Source organism: Paenibacillus sp. J22P90 (assembly GCF_059692195.1).
Window position 1 is genome coordinate 36,936 of record NZ_JCAUAY010000002.1, and the last position, 19,360, is coordinate 56,295.

Annotated in this window: 12 protein-coding genes and 2 pseudogenes; 1 reads left to right on the top strand and 13 read right to left on the bottom strand. The window is 45.5% G+C overall.

The genetic code is table 11. The features are described from left to right. Nucleotides 1-12: 12 nt before the first annotated feature. The 3 genes and pseudogenes from AC58UX_RS05080 to AC58UX_RS05090 all read right to left on the bottom strand — a co-directional run. Nucleotides 13-1,023 (bottom strand): glycoside hydrolase family protein, encoded by a 1,011-nt coding sequence (locus AC58UX_RS05080; RefSeq protein ID WP_497250135.1) that lies wholly within the window; start codon nt 1,021-1,023, stop codon nt 13-15. A 218-nt stretch (nt 1,024-1,241) separates the two neighbouring features. Next, nucleotides 1,242-2,450, bottom strand: a pseudogene (locus AC58UX_RS05085) (right-handed parallel beta-helix repeat-containing protein); the annotation flags it as partial. Between the two features lie 111 nt (nt 2,451-2,561). Further along, nucleotides 2,562-3,155 (bottom strand): annotated as a pseudogene (locus AC58UX_RS05090) (3-keto-alpha-glucoside-1,2-lyase-like domain-containing protein); the annotation flags it as partial. Nucleotides 3,156-3,417: 262 nt separating this feature from the next. Between AC58UX_RS05090 and AC58UX_RS05095 the strand changes: the two are divergent. Next, nucleotides 3,418-4,245, top strand: coding sequence for a helix-turn-helix domain-containing protein (locus tag AC58UX_RS05095; protein ID WP_497250137.1), 828 nt, complete (start codon nt 3,418-3,420; stop codon nt 4,243-4,245). A 15-nt stretch (nt 4,246-4,260) separates the two neighbouring features. Here the strand turns inward: AC58UX_RS05095 and AC58UX_RS05100 are convergent, their stop codons facing one another. The 10 genes from AC58UX_RS05100 to AC58UX_RS05145 all read right to left on the bottom strand — a co-directional run bounded on the left by AC58UX_RS05100 (nt 4,261) and on the right by AC58UX_RS05145 (nt 19,359). Further along, nucleotides 4,261-4,965 carry a phytanoyl-CoA dioxygenase family protein gene (locus tag AC58UX_RS05100; RefSeq protein WP_497250139.1) on the bottom strand — a complete coding sequence of 235 codons (705 nt, stop codon included), beginning with the start codon at nt 4,963-4,965 and terminating at the stop codon, nt 4,261-4,263. 164 nt (nt 4,966-5,129) lie between these two features. Next, nucleotides 5,130-5,684, bottom strand: a complete 555-nt coding sequence (locus tag AC58UX_RS05105) for a GNAT family N-acetyltransferase (RefSeq protein WP_497250141.1) — start codon at nt 5,682-5,684, stop codon at nt 5,130-5,132. A 68-nt stretch (nt 5,685-5,752) separates the two neighbouring features. Further along, nucleotides 5,753-7,843: a glycosyl hydrolase 115 family protein gene (locus tag AC58UX_RS05110; protein WP_497250143.1), complete on the bottom strand. Its 2,091-nt coding sequence runs from the start codon at nt 7,841-7,843 to the stop codon at nt 5,753-5,755. 72 nt (nt 7,844-7,915) lie between these two features. Then, nucleotides 7,916-9,247 carry an ABC transporter substrate-binding protein gene (locus tag AC58UX_RS05115; RefSeq protein ID WP_497250145.1) on the bottom strand — a complete coding sequence of 444 codons (1,332 nt, stop codon included), beginning with the start codon at nt 9,245-9,247 and terminating at the stop codon, nt 7,916-7,918. A gap of 123 nt (nt 9,248-9,370) precedes the next feature. Beyond that, nucleotides 9,371-10,927 carry a response regulator transcription factor gene (locus tag AC58UX_RS05120; protein ID WP_497250147.1) on the bottom strand — a complete coding sequence of 519 codons (1,557 nt, stop codon included), beginning with the start codon at nt 10,925-10,927 and terminating at the stop codon, nt 9,371-9,373. A 22-nt stretch (nt 10,928-10,949) separates the two neighbouring features. Continuing rightward, nucleotides 10,950-12,653 carry a cache domain-containing sensor histidine kinase gene (locus AC58UX_RS05125; RefSeq protein ID WP_497250149.1) on the bottom strand — a complete coding sequence of 568 codons (1,704 nt, stop codon included), beginning with the start codon at nt 12,651-12,653 and terminating at the stop codon, nt 10,950-10,952. Nucleotides 12,654-12,738: 85 nt separating this feature from the next. Continuing rightward, nucleotides 12,739-13,575: a carbohydrate ABC transporter permease gene (locus AC58UX_RS05130; RefSeq protein ID WP_497252071.1), complete on the bottom strand. Its 837-nt coding sequence runs from the start codon at nt 13,573-13,575 to the stop codon at nt 12,739-12,741. Then, the gene (locus AC58UX_RS05135) at nt 13,575-14,534 is read right to left on the bottom strand and encodes a carbohydrate ABC transporter permease (protein ID WP_497250151.1); all 960 of its coding nucleotides are present in this window, start codon (nt 14,532-14,534) and stop codon (nt 13,575-13,577) included. The genes AC58UX_RS05130 and AC58UX_RS05135 overlap by 1 nt, the downstream gene beginning before the upstream one ends. 184 nt (nt 14,535-14,718) lie before the next feature. Continuing rightward, complete coding sequence (locus AC58UX_RS05140) at nt 14,719-16,974, bottom strand: right-handed parallel beta-helix repeat-containing protein (protein WP_497250153.1); 2,256 nt, start codon at nt 16,972-16,974, stop codon at nt 14,719-14,721. Between the two features lie 198 nt (nt 16,975-17,172). Beyond that, entirely contained in the window at nt 17,173-19,359 is a 2,187-nt protein-coding gene (locus tag AC58UX_RS05145) for an EAL domain-containing protein (RefSeq protein WP_497250155.1), read from the bottom strand. Between the last annotated feature and the right edge of the window lies 1 nt (nt 19,360).

Here is a 19,360-nt window from a genome sequence, read left to right on the forward strand (position 1 = left end):
TTCTGATGTTGCTTATTCAAGAGCTAATGGAATCACCATATTCCACGTTTGTGTGGCGTCATGGAAGCCCTTGGTACCATCGGATGTAGCTGCAAATAAATGTGTTGGCTGACCCTTTTGAAACAAGAGAAATGGCCTTTCTAAATTACCCATGGTTCGGGTGATCCCATTATCCCAAGTAACGTTTCGAGAATACGCAAGTGAACGATGGATTTCCCACGTTATACCATCCTTTGAAGAAGCATATATGCCACCGTACTTTTCACCGGATAGATGGCCATCCATATCCTTCGCTATCAAGGCATATCCGAAATCTGTTCGCCACACGAAAGGGTCTTCCAAATGCGCGTCAGGCGGGAAAATCGGGTTTTCACTTAACACCCTGTAAGGACCCTCGTAATGATCTGCTCGCGCAACCCCAAAAGTCATATTCCCATGCTCATAGCCTACATATTGTCTAGCTTTATAGATCAAGAGCACTGAACCATCTTCATTTATACAAGGGGCAGGATTGGACGTTAAGAAGCTATCAAACTTGCCTGGCCTTGTTGACAAAATAGGTTCATCACGCCGATGCCAGGGTCCAAACACACTAGCCGACACCGCCAATCCAATGCGCTTGTTCGCTCGAGCAACGATACATCGCGGATCTTGCAGACCAAATCCATCTCCCTCTATCGGATCAGGAAAAGGATGCGTTGACCCCATGTAATACAATAGATACATGCCTTCATGCTTAACAATATGAGGGTTATGTGTACTGCGACCATCCCAATATTCGGCTCCTCGTGCGGGCAGTACCACCTCTTCAAACGAGTATGGTCCTTCGGGTCGATCTGAAACAGCTCGAACGATCTCGGAAGAAACCAACCAGCCCGGATGCATCGGAAGAGATTTAGGCCACCTAGAGGCAAATAAATGGAATCTGCCATCGTCCCCTTGAACGGCGGATCCGCACCAGACCCAATAATCATCCATGTGGAATCCACCGTTCACGGGAGCTGGCAAGAATTTGTGAAGCATAGCAGCGCTCTCCTTCCTAATAAATCAACCTCCGACTCAATGTTACTCTCGTTGTCCCCCTTTGTCGTTGTCTATACTTATAGCTCTATGTCTTTTTTTAAGATACCGTACGACTCAGGGCACAAAGAACCGCCTAGGTCATCTCCCCCAGACGGTTCTTGTACATTTATAATAAAAGCCCCACCTCCCATAAGGCAGGCGGAGCATAGTCCCATTCGTTAATTCCGACCAATATTTGTTCCGCTAGGAGTCCCCGCACCGATCAAATCACTGCCTGTGGCAAGCTTCAAGAAGTTGCCTAAGTTCGGAGAACCGTCAGCATTGCGTGTGAGCGTTGGTGTTAAACTTACGAAATCCGCATCACTCGCTAGGAGGCCTGCTGCATTCGTGCTTGTGCCGCTTTTCCACCATACATTTGAGCTTGCTGTATCGGTTCCACTCGTTTTATCACTTGAAGTTCCTTTGTAGGACAAGTTGTTTGTGAATGTATGCGTGCCGGTGTCAAATGTAAAATTGCCTTCACCGTTGCTAAACGACGTATTGTTCGTCAAGGTGATGGATCCTGGATTACTATTGAACGTAAATCCGTGTTTTTTATTGAGATAAGCAACGGAATTTGTAACGATATGGTTGACTGCGATTTTTTCCCCACCCAATTTATAACCGTTCCCATCACTGGAGCTTGTCGAGTTGCCCGAGGAAGTTTGACCGTTATGATGCGCTACGCTGTTCTTAATCGTGATCGGATCAATTGGTCCCGTTTCTGATTTCGTATACAAATCCCAACCGTCATCCGTGTTGTAAGACGAGATACAACCATCAAACACATTCCCTGGCCCCGTGGTTAGCTTAGCTGCAAATCCATCGGCGTCTTCCCCGTTATCAGGATCAAAATTATCATGAGAATACACATTTAAAATGGTATTGTTCGCTGGCCATTCGCTGCGCAGCGCTGTGGAAGCATATCTTCCTAGCTGTACGCCAGTGTCCCTATTGTCGTGGACATCCAAGTTCTCTAAACGATTGTTATTGCCTGCTACGTATACGCCATTATCGGCGGCACCTTTAATTTCCAGTCCCTTGATCGTCCAGTAGCTGCCATTGACTTGCAACCCCCTTGCATTCAGGGAAACGTCTGCCAAATTATAGCTCTGTGAGGAGAAATCCAAGACAGGCTTCTCTGAACCATAAGGCATGATTGTTTTGATCGCGCTCGATGTACCATTATTCGTACGATCAATCGTAATTTGAGCGTTATAGCTATACGTGCCGCCACGTAAATAGATGACGCCGCCAGGAGCTACCTTCGTTAGCGCCGAGCTAAGTGTCGTAGGACTTGCCAATGTCCCTGGATTACTAGATGAGCCATTCGGATCCACATACACTGCGCCCGCCGTTGGAGGAGGCGTAGGTGATGGCGAAGCGCTAGGTGGAACGGATGGTGAAGGCGAAGGCGACGGTGAGGCAGATGGTGACGGTGATGGCGATTGCGTTGGCGCTGGTGTCGATGTTGAACCAGAGCTATCAGTAACTAGAATATCATCAAAGCTTGCAGCTGCTTTGTAACCGACTAACCCAATGCCACCAGAGCTTAGGCTCGTATCTGTTGCTGTAAGCTGTAACACACCATCCACATACATGCGAATTGTGGAGCCTGAGAGTTCTAGCTTTACCGTATACCATGTACCTGCTGCAAGTGGATAATCCACGGTGGCCAGCGTCGAAGTGGAACCGCTTACTTTTTTGCGAATTTCAAGCTTCCCTCCATTACTGTTATACAAAGATGCGGCATAGAAATTGTTGCCATCTTGATAACGCCCCGCAACATACGCACGGTTGGTTCCGTTCCAATTATCGATTTTCACCTTCGATTCAACGGCATAATCCGTCCATGACGTATTTCCTGTTGATGCGCGTCCCTCATTTGAACTGGTTTGGCGATACACGTAGGAGCCATTGTCTTGAACGACCGTCCAAGTGCCATTCTGCGTCGACCAACCGCTTGCATCCCCATCATCAAAATTGTCGCTGAATAGATTAGCTGCAAAAACGGAAGGAATCACCATCATGCCCGCGATCAGCGTGGATGAGACTAGCGCCGTAAGGGTATGCGCAGGTTTAAGCTTTTTCATTATTACATTGCCTCCTTCAAATGATGTCGTTTTCCAAGACAGGAACTAGCTTGTTCCGATGTCACTTCCCGACTATATCCAGTGATTACCAGGTGCGGCAATAATCATTTTTACATAAATTAACTTTCTGAGGTAAAAATAGGTCTCTTTAACCAGTCATAATCACTAGCTCATATGATAATCATTTGATTAGTAAAAGACTTCATTTTAGAAAAAAGTTATACTCATATGTAGGGAAAACACAATGAGGAGGGGCTAACTTTTGCGGTATCAGACCATCGCTTTAACTTCCGGGTACAGCATTCAAGAGAAATTCGCCGAATTTACCGACCATGAGCTGCACATGCACGATGCGCTTGAGGTCAGCATTGCGCTTGACTATGGCATGAAATATAAGATCGGAGACGCCATTTATTATTCGGAGCCTGGCGATATTGTCTTGCTGCGCCCCTTTGAGCCGCATTGGAATTTGACCCAACATGAGGGCCAATCTAGTCGCTGGATTATGCTGCTCTTTTCCCCAGCCTTCGTCGGCTTTATCCCTCGAGGCTCCAGTTTACTTACACCATTTTACACAACCTATACGTCTCCGCTCATCCCGGCATCAAGCGTCTTCGCACAAGCAGTAAAAAGGCTTGCCATTGAAGCCCTTGAGGAGGGCAAGCAAGCCCTGCCCGACTGGGAGCTTCAACAACAAGCCATGATGATTCAAATGCTAGTTCATATGCACAGATACTACCAAACACAAATGTCGCATCCGCAAATGGAAGCTTCCTCCCCAAGCAGCATCGTACTTGCTGTCGAGTACATGATGGAGCATTGGTCCGAAGAATTGGATATGGACGCTGTGATTGAACGATCGAACCTTAAACGAACGTGGTTCTATACGAGGTTTAAGGATGTGACTGGATTAACCCCGAATGAATTTATCATCCGGCTGAGACTGCAGTATGCGGGACATATGCTGCTTTCTACCACGTTGTCTATTACAGAAATTGCCCTAACCTGCGGCTTCGGGTCAGCCAGCTATTTTAATAAAGTGTTCAAATCATTGCACGGGCTGACTCCGAGAGAATATCGCAAGCGATAAACTCATCAAGTGAACTTAAGAATGAAATCCAGACAACTGCACACGATCCTCCAGCAGCTTACCAGTCTTGGCATACCGACAGTTTGCCGAAGCAACCTGGAACGCATAAGCTCGTCTTGGCTTATCGGTATGGTTCATTTTGCTATGGTGAAGCGTCTCGCGATGAAAAAACACCGCGTCCCCCGGTGCCATCGGGTTACATGGCGCTCCATTCGCCGGCTCCGCTGCGCGCCTATGCCCCTCTTCCGTATTTAGATTCGGTTGGCGCCCCAACAAATGTGAGCCTGGAGCAAGCCAAAGTCCTGCATTTTCCTGGGATATATGATCCAAAGCAATAAAACCATTCAACATATGACCAAGAATATGGGTATATTGGTTATCTTGATGCCACTCTAACCCTTTCCCCTGAGGATCCACGACCGCATACATCCCCATCCAGAGCTTGACTTCATCGCCTAAAATACGTTCAAAAACACGAACAACGTCCGCATTCGTCAGAAAGCTTGTTGTTTCAGGATACGCATCCCTTTCCTTGGCGATATCAATAATGGCATGACTTTTCCACTCCCCATTCCCTTTCGTATGTGCAAACTCCGCATTCTCCTTATTAATCGCTGCCACTGTCTCTGCTGTAATAAAACCTGGCGCGTAGAAATACCCCTCCCGGTAGAACTGGTTAACCATTTCCTCTGTTAATTGAAAGTTCGTCACTTGCGACATCGCGTTTGCCTCCTTAATAGGTTTGCCTTACTTCCCTTTTATCGTACAGAAATTGGTTTCTAAATTCTTGCATTACCACTAGCTAAAAATAGCAATTTTGTTCAGTGCGCTTGTGAAACAAGAAAACCGCAGATTAGGGATCTACGGTTTTCTTCCAACTCTATTTATTTTTCACTTTTAAAATCTTCAGCCAACATAGCGAACATCACGTGATCCTCACGCACGCCGTTAATTTCCAGCAACTTGCGAGCGAGCCCTTCTCGCTGAAACCCAGCCTTTTCCAGCACTCGGATCGAACCTAAGTTGCGAGGCATAACACCCGCTTCTACCCGCAGCAATCCCGCTTCCATGAAAGCAAATTGTAGTACATGCTGAATGGCTTCTGACATGTAACCTTTTCCATTATGCGCCTCGTCCAGACTATAGCCCAGAATACATTTCTGATGCGGCCCGCGCTGTACTTCAAACAGCGAAATATCACCAATAAGTTGTTGTGTTTCGTTTAGAAAAATACCGAAAGCGTATCGCTTATCTTCTTCTCTTTGTTTGTTCCCATTTTCAATGCCTTTCTGTTGCACTTCTCTTGTATAAAAAGATTCATTACGCGCAGGGCATACTCCCTCAAATAATTGACGGTTACGCTGCATGAGATTCAGCAAGTCATCTGTGTCTTCTACATCCAGAAAACGGATATAGATCCTTCCATCATTGTCAGTCATGAGTACCATCATCCTTTATCTAGAGCTCCTGTTATTATACGTCTGAATAAGGAATGGTTCAAACTGCGCTACGATTGCTTACTAAAATAGTTCTTCAATTGAACCGCAAGCTCATCATCTGGCAGCGGATTCCGATGCGTGTTCTCCAAGTAGATATACTTCTCCGTCTCTGGCATGAGGTATTCTTTGTACCAGTGAAAGAAATCAGGACTATCCCCTTGCATCCGAAGGAATCGGCGAAGTGTATCCACATTATTGACGGTGCTTGCAATATTGGTCAACCAATCTGCACGATAGAAATTCGCCCACTTGCCATGTTCAGATAAGCGGAGTGCTTGTAAGCCTTTGTTATAACACCACAACGACTCTGAAGCATATACAAAAGCTTGCGCATAATGCTCACTGCGAGCTGCAGCATAGGAGCGGCAGAGCCAGAGCAAGCCCTCGGAACCCGTCTGATGAAGGATGCCCGGCAGCCACAAGTGGTCCATAACCCGCTGCTTTTCCCCTCCATCCAGCTTGCTGAGCAGCGCATCACATTTCTCAACCCATTGTGACCAAGAAGTAAGACCTTCTTCACTACGCTGTTCGAACCAACTTACCTGCTCAGCGAAACTCACTTCCCCCGTCGCCCAAAGTAAGCCTTTGTCCGCTTCACTCGTACGCCCTTGCAACCAATGGCCAATCAGTCTGCGCGCAGGATGATGATAAAATTCATCCCCAGCTCGATCATCGGCATTAGGCCCATAAGCGATGGCTGCATCTGTATAGGTTTGATATAAGTCAGCGATTTCATCCTGATAACTAGTGTAATACCGCTGAACAAATGCATGTAAATGTGTCGCTGTATCCATCTTTCCTTGAAGCCACAGCTCGCGAATGATATCGAGCATGTACACATGCTGGCGAATATTTCCGCAATTCAGCAGGAGATAATCAGTGCATCCCACTTCAAATGCACGCTCCACTTCTTGTTTAACAAAGCCTGCGGAGCTCTGAAACATGGTGAGATGATTCGACGCTTGGAGATCATGGAAGGTCACATGATAATAGATTCCATGCTTCCCCCCGTCTTCCGCTGTTGGCAGCGCAGGCATGCGCAAATTCAAATTGCCGTGTCTGCGCGACACCATTTTGCCATAACCATTATCGGCCCAGATCTTAATTACATCCTGTGGCAAATCAATATAGCCCCCCTTGTACAGCTCGGCAATTTCTCCGTATAAAGCCACACAATAGACGGGATTTTCAACAGCTTCCTTGATCATCTCATGCTGGCGATAAATGACACGGGAAATCATTTCCCCTCGCTTAGCTGGCGTATCAAAGGAGGGATCATTTTCCCAAAAAGGCTTATCGCCCTGCCCTCTGAATGAGAGCACCCATAGGATGTTTTGGTCTTTTTGCTTCTCAATGGCTTCCAACCATAGCTTTTCAAATAATTCAGGAGCATCCTTATAGCTGGCCGATCTGCCTGTATAGACTCTCAGAAACATTTCTGCGCCTAATGGCTCCGCATGGTGATGGGTCAACCAAAGCCCCATTTCTGCCGCAAGCTCCAAATGAATGCCCGTCTTCGGCAGATCCGTTCCCGGAATGACCATGTTTCCGCCACAACGCAGCAACGCTTCAAAGACTGGCAGCCAGACTTCACGTGATGGCGGGTAAGCTTCTTTCCAACCGATGAGGCATACTTCATCATTCACAAACCAGCCTCTAAATCTGACTTTAGCAACGGGAGCGTCATACGGAACACAGTTCACGTCAATCGAAGGATGTGTCTGTATCGACTGGTCCATCCAGAACCAAAACGGATGAATCCCTAACACCTTCTCGCTCACGTGTAGAATACCGTATACAAGACCCAAATCATCGTTAGCAACGATATGTAGCTGCGTCTTTTCACCATCATGCGTAAAACGAATTGCGAATGCTTCCGGATGTACCGCACAGCCATCGCTTTCCACTGCATAGCGAACGACAAGCTCCGCCTGCTTTGGATCGTTCACGGTAACTGTCTCAGCACTGAGCACCGTCCTGAAATCTCTAACTAGCATCTGCAAAGCATGACGAACCGGAGAAGCCAATCGATCCGGCGGACAAATTGAAATCCTCTCACCTAGTCGCATACTTAAATTTGTATTAATATGTAAATTCATCTCTACACCCCTATCGAATGAAAAAATCATGGCGCGTCCTAAGAAGCGACAACGCCATGATTCTATGCAATCCTATTTTTTCACTGCTGCATCGTACTCTTTCGCTTTTTTCATTAATTCCTCATACGCTTGATCCGCTGTTGCTTTATCGAACATTACTTTTTCGACGATCGTTTTGTAGTCTTTCTTGAAGTTACCCCAGCCTTGCGGTTCAGCTACGAATTTCTGTGCAGCCGGACCCACTTTATTAATGAAGTCCACGGAGGTTTTGTCAGTCGCGCTAAAATTAGGAGCAAGTGTCGTTACGATTTTGGCATTGCCTGGAATACCACGCGTGAGCGCCAATGTTTTTCCGGCTTCTTGGTCGTTAATGAACCATTCAACGAATTTTTTCGCTTCTTCCTGTTGTTTAGAGCCTGCATTCACGCTCCAGAACATACCTGGCTTCAACCAGCCACCCGTTTGTGCTGCTTTAGGAAGTGTTGTGAAGGAGAAGGCGTCTGGTTTAAGACCGCTAATGGCTCCTACTTGATTGGAGAAAATATGACGAGCAAGCGCAGTACCATTAACAACACTGTCCAGCTTAGGATCAAGTTCTTTGTCCGTTACCGTAATGTCCGCAGGAGTCACAATTCCCGCTTTTCTCATTTCAGTTTGTTTATTCATGTACTTAACCCAAGTATCTTTATCAATCGTAAGCTTGTTATCAGTGAACGATTGACCTTTGCCTTGGCTAAGCTGGTACGCTGTGTAATCAACTAAATCCGAGCTTTGATCAACGAAAACGTATTTATCTTTGCCAAGTTTAGCTTTCGCCTCTTGACCGAACTTGTAATAGTCATCCCAAGTCCAATCCCATGCTGGCGCCTTCAAGCCGAGCTTTTCGATGACTGTTTTATCGTAAGCCATGCCAAGTGCGGCAGTTCCCAGCGGCATCGCGAAGAGCTTACCGCCAACTTTACCTGACTCGAGAAGCGCTTTATCCATATCCGCTACATTAACGCTTGCAAGATCTGCAACCAAATTACGAGCGACATACTCATTCAAGTAGGCTGCATCCATTTGGATAATATCAGGGGCATTTTTCGCTGCGAATTGAACGCCAAGCTTGTCGAAGTAACCGTCCCAACCCGAGAATTCGCTTTCAAAAGTAACATTCGGGTGAAGCGCCGTATACTGCGTAAGAGCCTTCTGCGTCGCATCATGACGTTCTTGAGCGCCCCACCAAGCAATGCGCAATTTAACTGGAGCGGCTGGTTCTGCCTTTGGTGTTTCCGCTGGTTTAACTGTCGCAGCTGCAGGAGCTGCGGAACCGGAGGCTTTAGGTTCTTCTTTCCCCCCACAAGCCGTTAGCGAAGCCATGACAACAAGTGATAGTGCAGCAGTCATTAATTTTGTTTTCATTGTATAATTACCCCTCTCGCAAATGTCGAACTCACACCCATATCGTATCGCTGAATGCACACACGGTATAGGAGAGAATCGAACTGATTTCTTTCAGTTTTTCAAACAAGCGGGTGGGAGATTCTACTTTTTCAGCAAATCACTCGGGTTAATTCCGCAATATTTCTTGAAAAGAGTGCTAAAATATGGCACATTTTGATATCCTACCTGCTCTGCAACTTCGTAAATCAATAGATTGCCTTCTAGCAGCAGTGCTTTCGCCCGCTCAAGTCTTACACGAATGACATAGTTCATAAACGTTTCCCCAGTCACCTTTTTGAACAGCTGATTCAAATAATTTTTCGAAATATATAACTGACCTGCGAGCTCATCCATCGTTATGTCCTTCGCGTAATGCTCATGGATGTATCCAAGCATGAAATCGACGGCAACCTTATGCTTCTGGGAGATCGCTGGCTGCCTTTTCAACCCAATACTCTTCACTTTCGCTTGTAAAAAGCTTTCCACATCGACACGATTAATAATCGTATCTGTCGTAGTGACCAACTCATTGTCATCCGTTGGGATGATCATCATCTCTGCTTGCTGTGCGGCAAATTGCAGAAGTGTCCAAATCTCCGTAGCGAGCACCCGGTAAAACAGCTTGGGGTCACTGCCTTTCGTCGAGTTTTCCTGCCGATCAATGAAACGCTGAATATTCGCCCATAGCTCATCTTCACTGCTTTCGAGCAAAGATTGCGAGAGATATCGAACCAGTTCCACTGCACCATGCCCTTGCTGGGCATCTTGCAATGACTCGAAGGCACCATCTGCGGACTTTTTCAAATCTGCCCAATGGGAAATCCTCGCACCAACGGCTGCTTTCACTGTTAAGCCTAAATACCGCAGCATACTGCTTGTCAGTGTCTCGATGAATACTCCTGATCTGTTCAGACATTGCTCTGCTGTCTCATTGCGGGGAATATGCAAAACTAATGCTGAATACGGGCCGTATAGCCAAATAAATTCCGATTCTGGCCATTCCTGCTGCGTCAATTCCTTCGTTATATTGGACATGGCGAAGCGAAATAAATGCCAATCCGCCACCGAAATATCGGTGATCCTGTCTGTTTTCACCAGCTCAAGTACGACAACTTGTTGATCATAGTCCATCCAGTACGTTTCTAAATTGGGCAGCTTTAAGTCAGCCGCATTGGTTTGAAGCGTCCCCTTAAGCAGCGCTGCAAGCTGTTCGTCTGCCATTTGCTTCTCATAGTTTTGCACAAAACGAACAAGCCTCTTCTTTTCCATTTTTTCCAAATAAAAATCTTCAAGTTGACTAATTGTTCGAAACAACACTTCACGAATTTGTTCAATTGTGATCGGTTTATTCAAATAATCATCCACATCCAGCCGGATCGCTTGCCTAGCATACTCAAAGTCTGTGTACCCGCTATGGATAATAAACCTGCCCTGAAAGCCTTCTCCGCGCAATTTCTCGATCATTTCGATGCCGCTAATGCCAGGCATATATAAGTCTGTAATGACAATATCGGGCTCTACGTCACGTATTAACTCCAGTCCGCTTTCACCGTCAATCGCCTCGCCAGCAAATTCAGCGTCCAGCTCAGCCCATGGAATAATATGTCGCAAGCCTCGCAAAACCTGAAAGTCGTCATCCACGATCGCAATTTTCCACATGCTCGCTGCTCCCTTGTGTTTGTTATTCTTCTGATAGTGGGAATCGAATGTCTACTTGAACCCCGCCTTGCTCCCGGTTGCTCAGCTGTAAAAGATACTGATTGCCAAATAACGCATCCAATCTTTCCTTCACATTACGAAGACCATAGCCCCCGCGCTTCCTCGGTTTGTTTTGCCAATTATCGCTGAGCCCTTTGCCATTATCCATAATCGTCACCACGATGTTGTCGTCCTCACGATGGATTTCTATCCATATCTTAGCTGAAACCGCACCATGAAAGCCATGCATAAAGGCATTCTCCACGAATGGCTGCAGGAAAATTTTCGGCATCAAGCAATGTCTGCAGTCTTCATCTACTTTAATGGCGTATGTCATCTTGTCTTCCCAACGCACCTGCTGAAATTTCAAATAATGCTCAATATGCGCAACTTCTTCTTGTACGGCCACCAAACTATTCGTATTGGAAAGAGCTAAACGGAACATACTCGCAACCTGCGCGAGCATAGAGCTTATTTTATTTTGGCCCGCTTCGAGCGCTGTCCAGTTAATCTGATCTAACGTGTTATACAGAAAATGAGGATTAATCATCATCTGCAACGATTTCAGCTCAGCTGCTCGCTGCTGCACATGCTGTTCACGCAGAGACTCATACAGGTCCTCAATCCGCTGTGTCAGCTTGCGATAGCCTTGAAATAATTTACCAAACTCATTCTTATAGTCGGTCGGTAAACCTTGCTTCTCCCCAGGCGAATATTGCCCCATGGCGCGAATTAATTGATTCATCGGCATCATAAATCGGCGGGATAAGAACAACGTTAACAGCAAAACGAGCACAATCGAAGTAGCCCCAAGAAGGAGGAACAGCTGCGCCATACTTTTACTGCTCTTCGTCATCTCACTCCACGAGCTTGCCTCGAAGAGTGTCCATTGGGAATCTGGCGATTTGGCCCACACAAAGAAATCATCCTCAGCGCGCAAGGAACCGCTTGGTTTATCCAGCTCGCCTTTCAAGGTCAATGTCGCTTGCTGCAGCTTGCTGCTATTTCCCGAATGCGTGATCAGTCTGCCCGCCGCATCAAGTAATGCCATATTGGACGTATCGTCTTCCGATGAAATCAAATGCCGAATGCTTGACACTTTAATATTAAAAACCATCAAACTGTAATATTGGTTACTGTTATTGATGACCTTTCGCGCAAAGCTAATGACGGATTCTTCACGTCCATTGGACATGATTTTATGCTCGCCAATCCAAGCGCTATCCGTTTCCAAAATAGTCGGATACCACGCTTCCTTATCTAATTGCGACATTCGAAGGAACGTAACTGGGCCTTGGGTATCTGAGGTAAACGGATAATCCGAATACACCTGGATCGATTGCAAAATCGGTGTTCCGAAGACGAGGTACTTCAATTGACTTTGTAGGTCCGTCTCTATTTGAAGACGCTCATATGCATCTTTATCTTGCAAACGGCCGTAAAGGAGATCGACGTTTTTGGCCGAGGTTGCCGAGGTCTGCTCAATGCCAATTAAGCTCGTGCTTACCTTTTTGCTCAATTCGTTCAGCAATCGCTGCTGATAGAACGATGTATTGGTCGCAATCTCGTCAGAAGTTCCCGAGTAACTAACAGCAACAACGATGCCGATTAGCAGGGCAATAATGACAGCGGAGCTAAAGAAATAAACCGCGATAATGCGATAGGTTTTAAAAGGATTTTGCAGCATATGTCTGCCCTCCGTATGGTTCAAACTAAGCATTTATGCAAAGAAAGCCGCAGCAAATGCAGCAGCTTCCTCGTCATTTCTAAGCTTATCCTTTTAAAGCACCCGAAGCAATACCTTCAACGAAATGCTTCTGTGCAACAAAGAAGATGATGACAGCAGGCATAACCGATACCAAGGACATGGCCAGCATTTGCCCCCAAGGCACCGTTCCAGCCGAATCAATGAACAGTTTCAACGCTAAGTTAACCGTATATTTATCAACGGAATTGATATATAACAATTGACCGAAGAAATCGTCCCAATTCCAGAGGAAGCAATAGATCGCAACCGTAACCAGCGCTGGTTTGGTCAATGGAATAATAATGCGCCAGTAAATACCGAACCACGAGCATCCGTCCATTTTCGCAGACTCATCTAGCTCTTTCGGGATTGAACGAATAAATTGCACAAGCAAATAGATGAAAAAGGGACCTCCTACACCGCCTGCCAGTAAATGAGGTACATAGAACGGCAAATAAGTATTAATCCAATCAAATTTACTGAATAACACATATTGAGGCACAATCGTTACTTGTGTTGGCAGCATTAAGGTGACGAGCAGGATAGCGAACCACAGCTTACGCAGCGGGAAATCTAGCCTGGCAAAAGCAAAGGCAACGAGCGAACAGGATACGATACTGGTGAACAGAACCCCTATGATTAACTGAAAATTATTCATATAGAACACACTGAAATCATAATTGGGAACCGCTATCCAGCCCTCTGTATAGTTCGCCCAGCGGAATGTTTCGGGAAATAAATTCGGAGAACGCATTTCGTCATTGGTTTTGAGTGAAGCCCCGAGCCACCAGAAAACGGGATACATCATGATGATGCTTGAAATGATTAATAGAAGATGTGTAAGCCCTTGGCGTCTTGCCATCATTTCCCCTTCCCTCCTTGCGTTTCATAGTAGACCCAGTATTTAGAGGTAGCGAATATAATGGCCGTTACCACTGCGATAATGACGAGTAGAATCCAAGCCAGCGCTGAAGCGTAGCCCATTTGAAACTTCGAAAAAGCGCGCTCATACAAGTACATTACGTAAACATACGTTGAATTAACCGGTCCTCCATTGGTGATGATAAATGCCTGTGTAAACATCTGGAAGGAGTTAATCGTCGATTGCACGAAATTGAACAAAATAATGGGTGACAGCATTGGCAGTGTGATCGTAAAAAATTGTCGTACCTTACTAGCACCATCTACCGAGGATGCTTCATATAAATCTGTAGGAATTTGTTTGAGTCCTGCAAGAAATATAATCATCGCTGATCCAAACTGCCAAGCGATAAGCAGTACGAGCGTTCCTAAAGCCGTATCGGGGTCAGCGATCCACGATTTGCCTTGAATACCTACAAGCGCTAATGCTTGGTTAATGAAGCCATCTTTGCTGAATATATTTTTCCATAGAATGGACACCGCGATGCTCGTACCAATCAGAGATGGGAAATAGATCATCGTCCGATAAAAGGAGATCCCTCTGATCTTCTTATTCAGGAGCATCGCTACCAGAAGGGCGGTAACGAGCTTCAAGGGTACGGAGAACACGACGAACAGCATCGTTACTTTAATGGACTCACGAAAGGTATCATCTTCCTGCAGGATATACTTGTAGTTCTGTACTCCCAGCCAATGCGGTGCGTCGAGTAAGGAATAATCCGTAAATGAATAATACAAGGACATCAGGATTGGCCCCAGTGTTAACAGGAAAAATCCTATCAGCCACGGGGATAAAAAGAGGTAACCGGCCACGGGAGATTCCCATCGGCTCAGAAACGAAATTTTCTTTTTCCTCGGTTTTGCATGTAAACGATCCGTTGACAGCACGGTGCTTTCCATTCTACATTCCACTCCCTGTTCAAAGCGCTACACTACGTAATTCGCTTGTTATCTGATAGCTTTATTATAAAATGGCTCTCAAACGAGTTACATTATGCAATGAATGAAGTTCTTTCACTATTTCACACACAAAAATCCCGAACTCACCGTTGCCGGAAGTTCGGGATTTATCGTTTACATCTCGTTACGGCGTATAAACTTTCACATTATCAACATGGGTCGTACCTGTTTGCGAGTTGTCGGCATAGAATTCGATCTTGGTTACATTGGATACTGCTGCTCTCATCGTGGCTTGGGATAGCTTTAACGTGCCATTGACATAGAAATCAAACTTATCCGTATTTGTATCTAAAACGATTTTGAAATCATACCAAGTGTTCGCCGTAAAGGCTTGGATCGTCGTCCAAGTGCCATTAACATTCGCTTTGATATTTCCTGTATCCATCGCGATCGATTCCGCTACGACACCTGATGTGTCATAAAGGTAAGGCAAGCACCACCATGACGTTGTTTCGCTCCGTTTCACTCTCGCTTCAATCGTGATTATTCCGCTTGTAGCTCCAAATGTTTTGGACATCGACGTTTTGGCTGATGCCGTCGGCTTGCTTAGCTGTACGCTCTTATCGGTCGCACTAGGGACAGCTTGCACGGTAATCGCGTTCGGACTCGTGCCGTTGGCAATCGTCCAACCTGTTGGCGCACTTCCGGTAGTTACGGCATCGAACGTATCGTTCACGAGGTACGTTGGGCCAGTACTTCCCCCAGTTACCTGCGTTTCGTCTGCACCAATATCGGCTGCACCTGTGTATAACGTATCTCCCCAAAAATCAACGCCGCCATTGGAGGAAATGGTCACCCCTTGATTAATGATCGGAGAAGTGGATTGAAGCTTATAGCCAGTTAAGCTGCTGAGCGCAGGTCCGCTTGATTCAGTTCCCGTGCCGCCTGTTCCAGGACTCGTCAATTTAGGGTCGCCAATTTTCGGATTTGCATCGCTCGCTGGGACGGTAAGTCCAGTACCATAGTAACTATTCGTGTTATAGGCAATTCCTCCGCCTGTTGTTAGTACAGCCGAACTTTGCGTGGAATCCAGAATGTTATTTCTAATATTGTAGCTTGCATTAATGTATGACCCATACCCATAAATCAAATAGGTACTATTCGTATTGTAGATCGTATTATTATAAATTTGAGAGGTCGCCGCCGAATCGGAATGCAAATAAATTTGATATCTCGAATTCCCGGTTATGATATTGTATCGGATGATGGAATCCCCAAAGCTGAATTGACAGAGCAAAATCCCGTCCCCATTACCATGGACATAGTTGTACTGGACGACCTGTTTCGTCGTTCCTTTATCCGTGTCGATGCCGTTATAATCGGCGCCTCCTGCTTTTTTAACCACACCATACGTCTCGTTCTTCTGTATAACGACATCATCGGCATAGTACGTTTCAATCCCCGAAGTGCCCGCTGCCGCAACCACATTTCCTTCGATTAAGGCACCTTTGGTATCTGTCAAATAAATTCCGTTGCACCCATAAATGGTGTTCGCTTGACTAATGTAGTTATTTTTGATCGTGACATTTGTAAAAGGATACCAATTCGTATCCGAAGCCGAGCTCCGAACGCCCCAGCCAACCGAAACAGAAGCATTCCCGTTATTATCGCGCCCATCACCTGTGTATTGCTTGAAGATGATTCCGCCGAAGGAAGTATCCTTAATGGAACTATTGGAAATGACTACATCGTTGAATTTACTCTTCACAGTTGCTGCTGCCGGTGCCAACACATTCGTTGACATATCGAACACAATACCGCCGGTTCGCTTGGAGCGATCCCACCCCGTCTGGAACGTGATGCCGGTTTCATTATCGGCCACATCGCCGCCAATCCAATTGACTTCACCGCTCACATCGTGAACATTTAAGCCGTCTAAGCGGAAATAATTCAGCGTGCCGATGTCTGCTCCTGTAATATGTACTCCTCTCAGATCCCCTACGGTTCCTGATGTTTGATTGCTAATATCGAGATTGTGAATTTCCCAATATTGCTGGTTATATAAATACACGGTTGCTTTCACCGCGCCTTGGCCTTGAAACTTTGGCTTAGCGCCAGTACCATACTGATCGATGACGATCGGATTCCCTGATGTGCCTGAGCCTTTAGGATATAACTGCCCTACCCACGTATTACCCGCTTCAAATAAAATATGATCGCCAGGCTGAAATGTCGTGCTGTTTACTTTGGTCAGTGTTTTCCAAGCCGTCGCTGCGCTTGTGCCATTGTTTGAATCACTGCCATTGGCCGCATCAACATAGTACGTTGTGTTCGCAGCAAATACAGTTGCAGGTGCTAACACAGTGACCAACGCTACTAGCATCATTACCGTAACCAGGAGTGCGCCGAAGCTCTTCTTTTTTCTTAACACGAAATACATAATTTAACCTCCTTCGTTTTGTAAGCGCTTAATTTTCTCATTTCGAGTTCAGTATAGTTGACAATTGGGGATGAACATAGGGGAGAAATGAACGAATTTCTTTCATTTTATTAGGATTTCCACAAGAATAATTGCCCTCGGCCACAAAACCAATAACGCCGCGAATCCACGATTCGCAGCGCACATTAGGACAACTTATTACGAACTCTTTTCTTTGAGCACACCGTCTTTGAGCACACCGCCAAAGCTTGCAAAAATTTCAGGTACTTGACTCGCCTCAACCGGTTTTCCAAACAGATATCCCTGCACCGTATTACAATTAAAATCCTGCAGTAAACGTAAATCTTCCTCTTTCTCTACGCCTTCCGCAATGACATTGATTTTAAGATTGCGAGCGAGCGCAATGATCGTATTTACAATAGCAGCATGGGTAGGGTTAGCGGATATGTCTTTCACGAAAGATTGGTCAATTTTCAGATGATTAATGGGGAACTCTTTCAAGTAACTTAATGAGCTGTAGCCAGTTCCAAAATCATCCATCGCGATCTGTAACCCCATATTTCTAAAGCTATTTAACGTCGCTAGCGCGACTTGAACATCCATCGTCATACTTTCTGTAATTTCCAGCTCCAAGTACTGCGGCTCAAGTCCTGTAGCCTGAAGTATGCTGGAAATTTGTTCATTGAGTGACCTATCATAGAACTGCTTCGAAGACAAATTCACGGCAATGGACACCTTCGGCAGCCCTAGGTTCTGCCAGTACTTATTCTGCGCACAAGCCTCCTCGATGACCCATTTGCCAATCGGATGGATTAGTCCAGTTTCTTCTGCAATCGGAATAAATTCTAAGGGGGATACGCGTCCAAGCTGAGGGCTTTCCCAACGAATTAAGCTTTCAAAGCCGACGATTTTATGATCCAAAACATTAACTTGCGGCTGGTACATCAAGATAAATTCATTTTTCTCGAGCGCTTTCCTCAAATGCTTTTCTAATTTTATTCGACGCTCGATTTTCGCATATATTTGAGGGCTGAAATATTGGACTTGATTGCCGCCAAGTTCTTTCGCATAATCCATCGCAATATCCGCGAAACGAATCAGCGTTTCCGGTTCTTGGTCATCCTCCGGATACCGACTTACTCCAATGGAAGGCGAAATATAGATCTCGTGTTCGTGAATACGAATCGGTTGATTGATATTCTGCACAATGCTGTCTGTGTAATAGTCCAATTCTTCTTTCGACTTATGCTTCACTAATCCGATGAATTCATCACTGCCTACACGGAATACTTGCAGCTCTTGAATGAGAAAGTTATTCTTTAATCTGCGAGCAATGACTTGAAGAATGCGATCTCCAACATCATGTCCTAACGTTTCATTCGTTAACTTGAACTGATCGAGATTGACGAAGACAACAGCGAAACGCTCTCTTTGAACGATGGAATCTTCCATCCACTTCGTAAGTACTTGCCGATTGGGAAGCCCAGTCAATGGATCATGGTGAACCAAATAGCGTATACGTTCCTCCATGCTTCGCGATTCCGTAATATCGACCGTTAATGAAATGACTTCATGAATAATCCCATCTCGTTTACTCGGTCGCAGAACCGTTAAGAAATAATAGCCATGCCATTCGGTTTCAAAATCAATAACTTCATCCGTGGTCCAAGCTGACTCATAATGAGGCATCATGAGATCAGCCATATAGGAAGGGAAAATGGCATGGATATCCATGCCTACTGCATTCTCTTCCTTAATCCCAAGCCGATCGAACAGAGAACCCTGCCAACTGGTATAAATAAATTGATCCTGTACTTTTTTAAACTTTTTCAAAAGTCCGTTTTGTTGTTTAATCTTTTGATGTAGTTCATTTTGAAATTCCAGCAAGTCTTCTTCCATTTTCAGAAGAAATGTCAGCATCTCGATGTGACTTTTAACAGACTGTTCCTTCCCCGGCATTTTCGCATCGTTTCGCAAAAACAGCTTCTTTCTCATAGCCGTTTTGCATCTTAATAAAAATTCTTCTTCCGTTAAGGCGCTGCGTGTTTTTTGAAAAAGGGTTTCTTTTTGAAAAAAATCCATTGCTCCGTACTCCAGAGCTTTCATCGCCGCATTCGAGCCTTCTTCCGTGTAGCTGCTTAGCATAATAACCGGCACAGGATGAAAGGTCATAATTTGATTCAAAGCCGTTAACCCATCCATCTCTGGCATCTCGATGTCGAGCGTGACTAGATCAGGCTGCAGTTCCACGATTTTGTCCAATGCGTCAGCACCATTAACCGCGAATCCTACCACCGTAAATTGCGGATCTTGATCAAAGAGCTTAGCAATCATATTTCGCATCACGATGGAGTCATCGACAATTAGGACACGGAATGTTCTCATA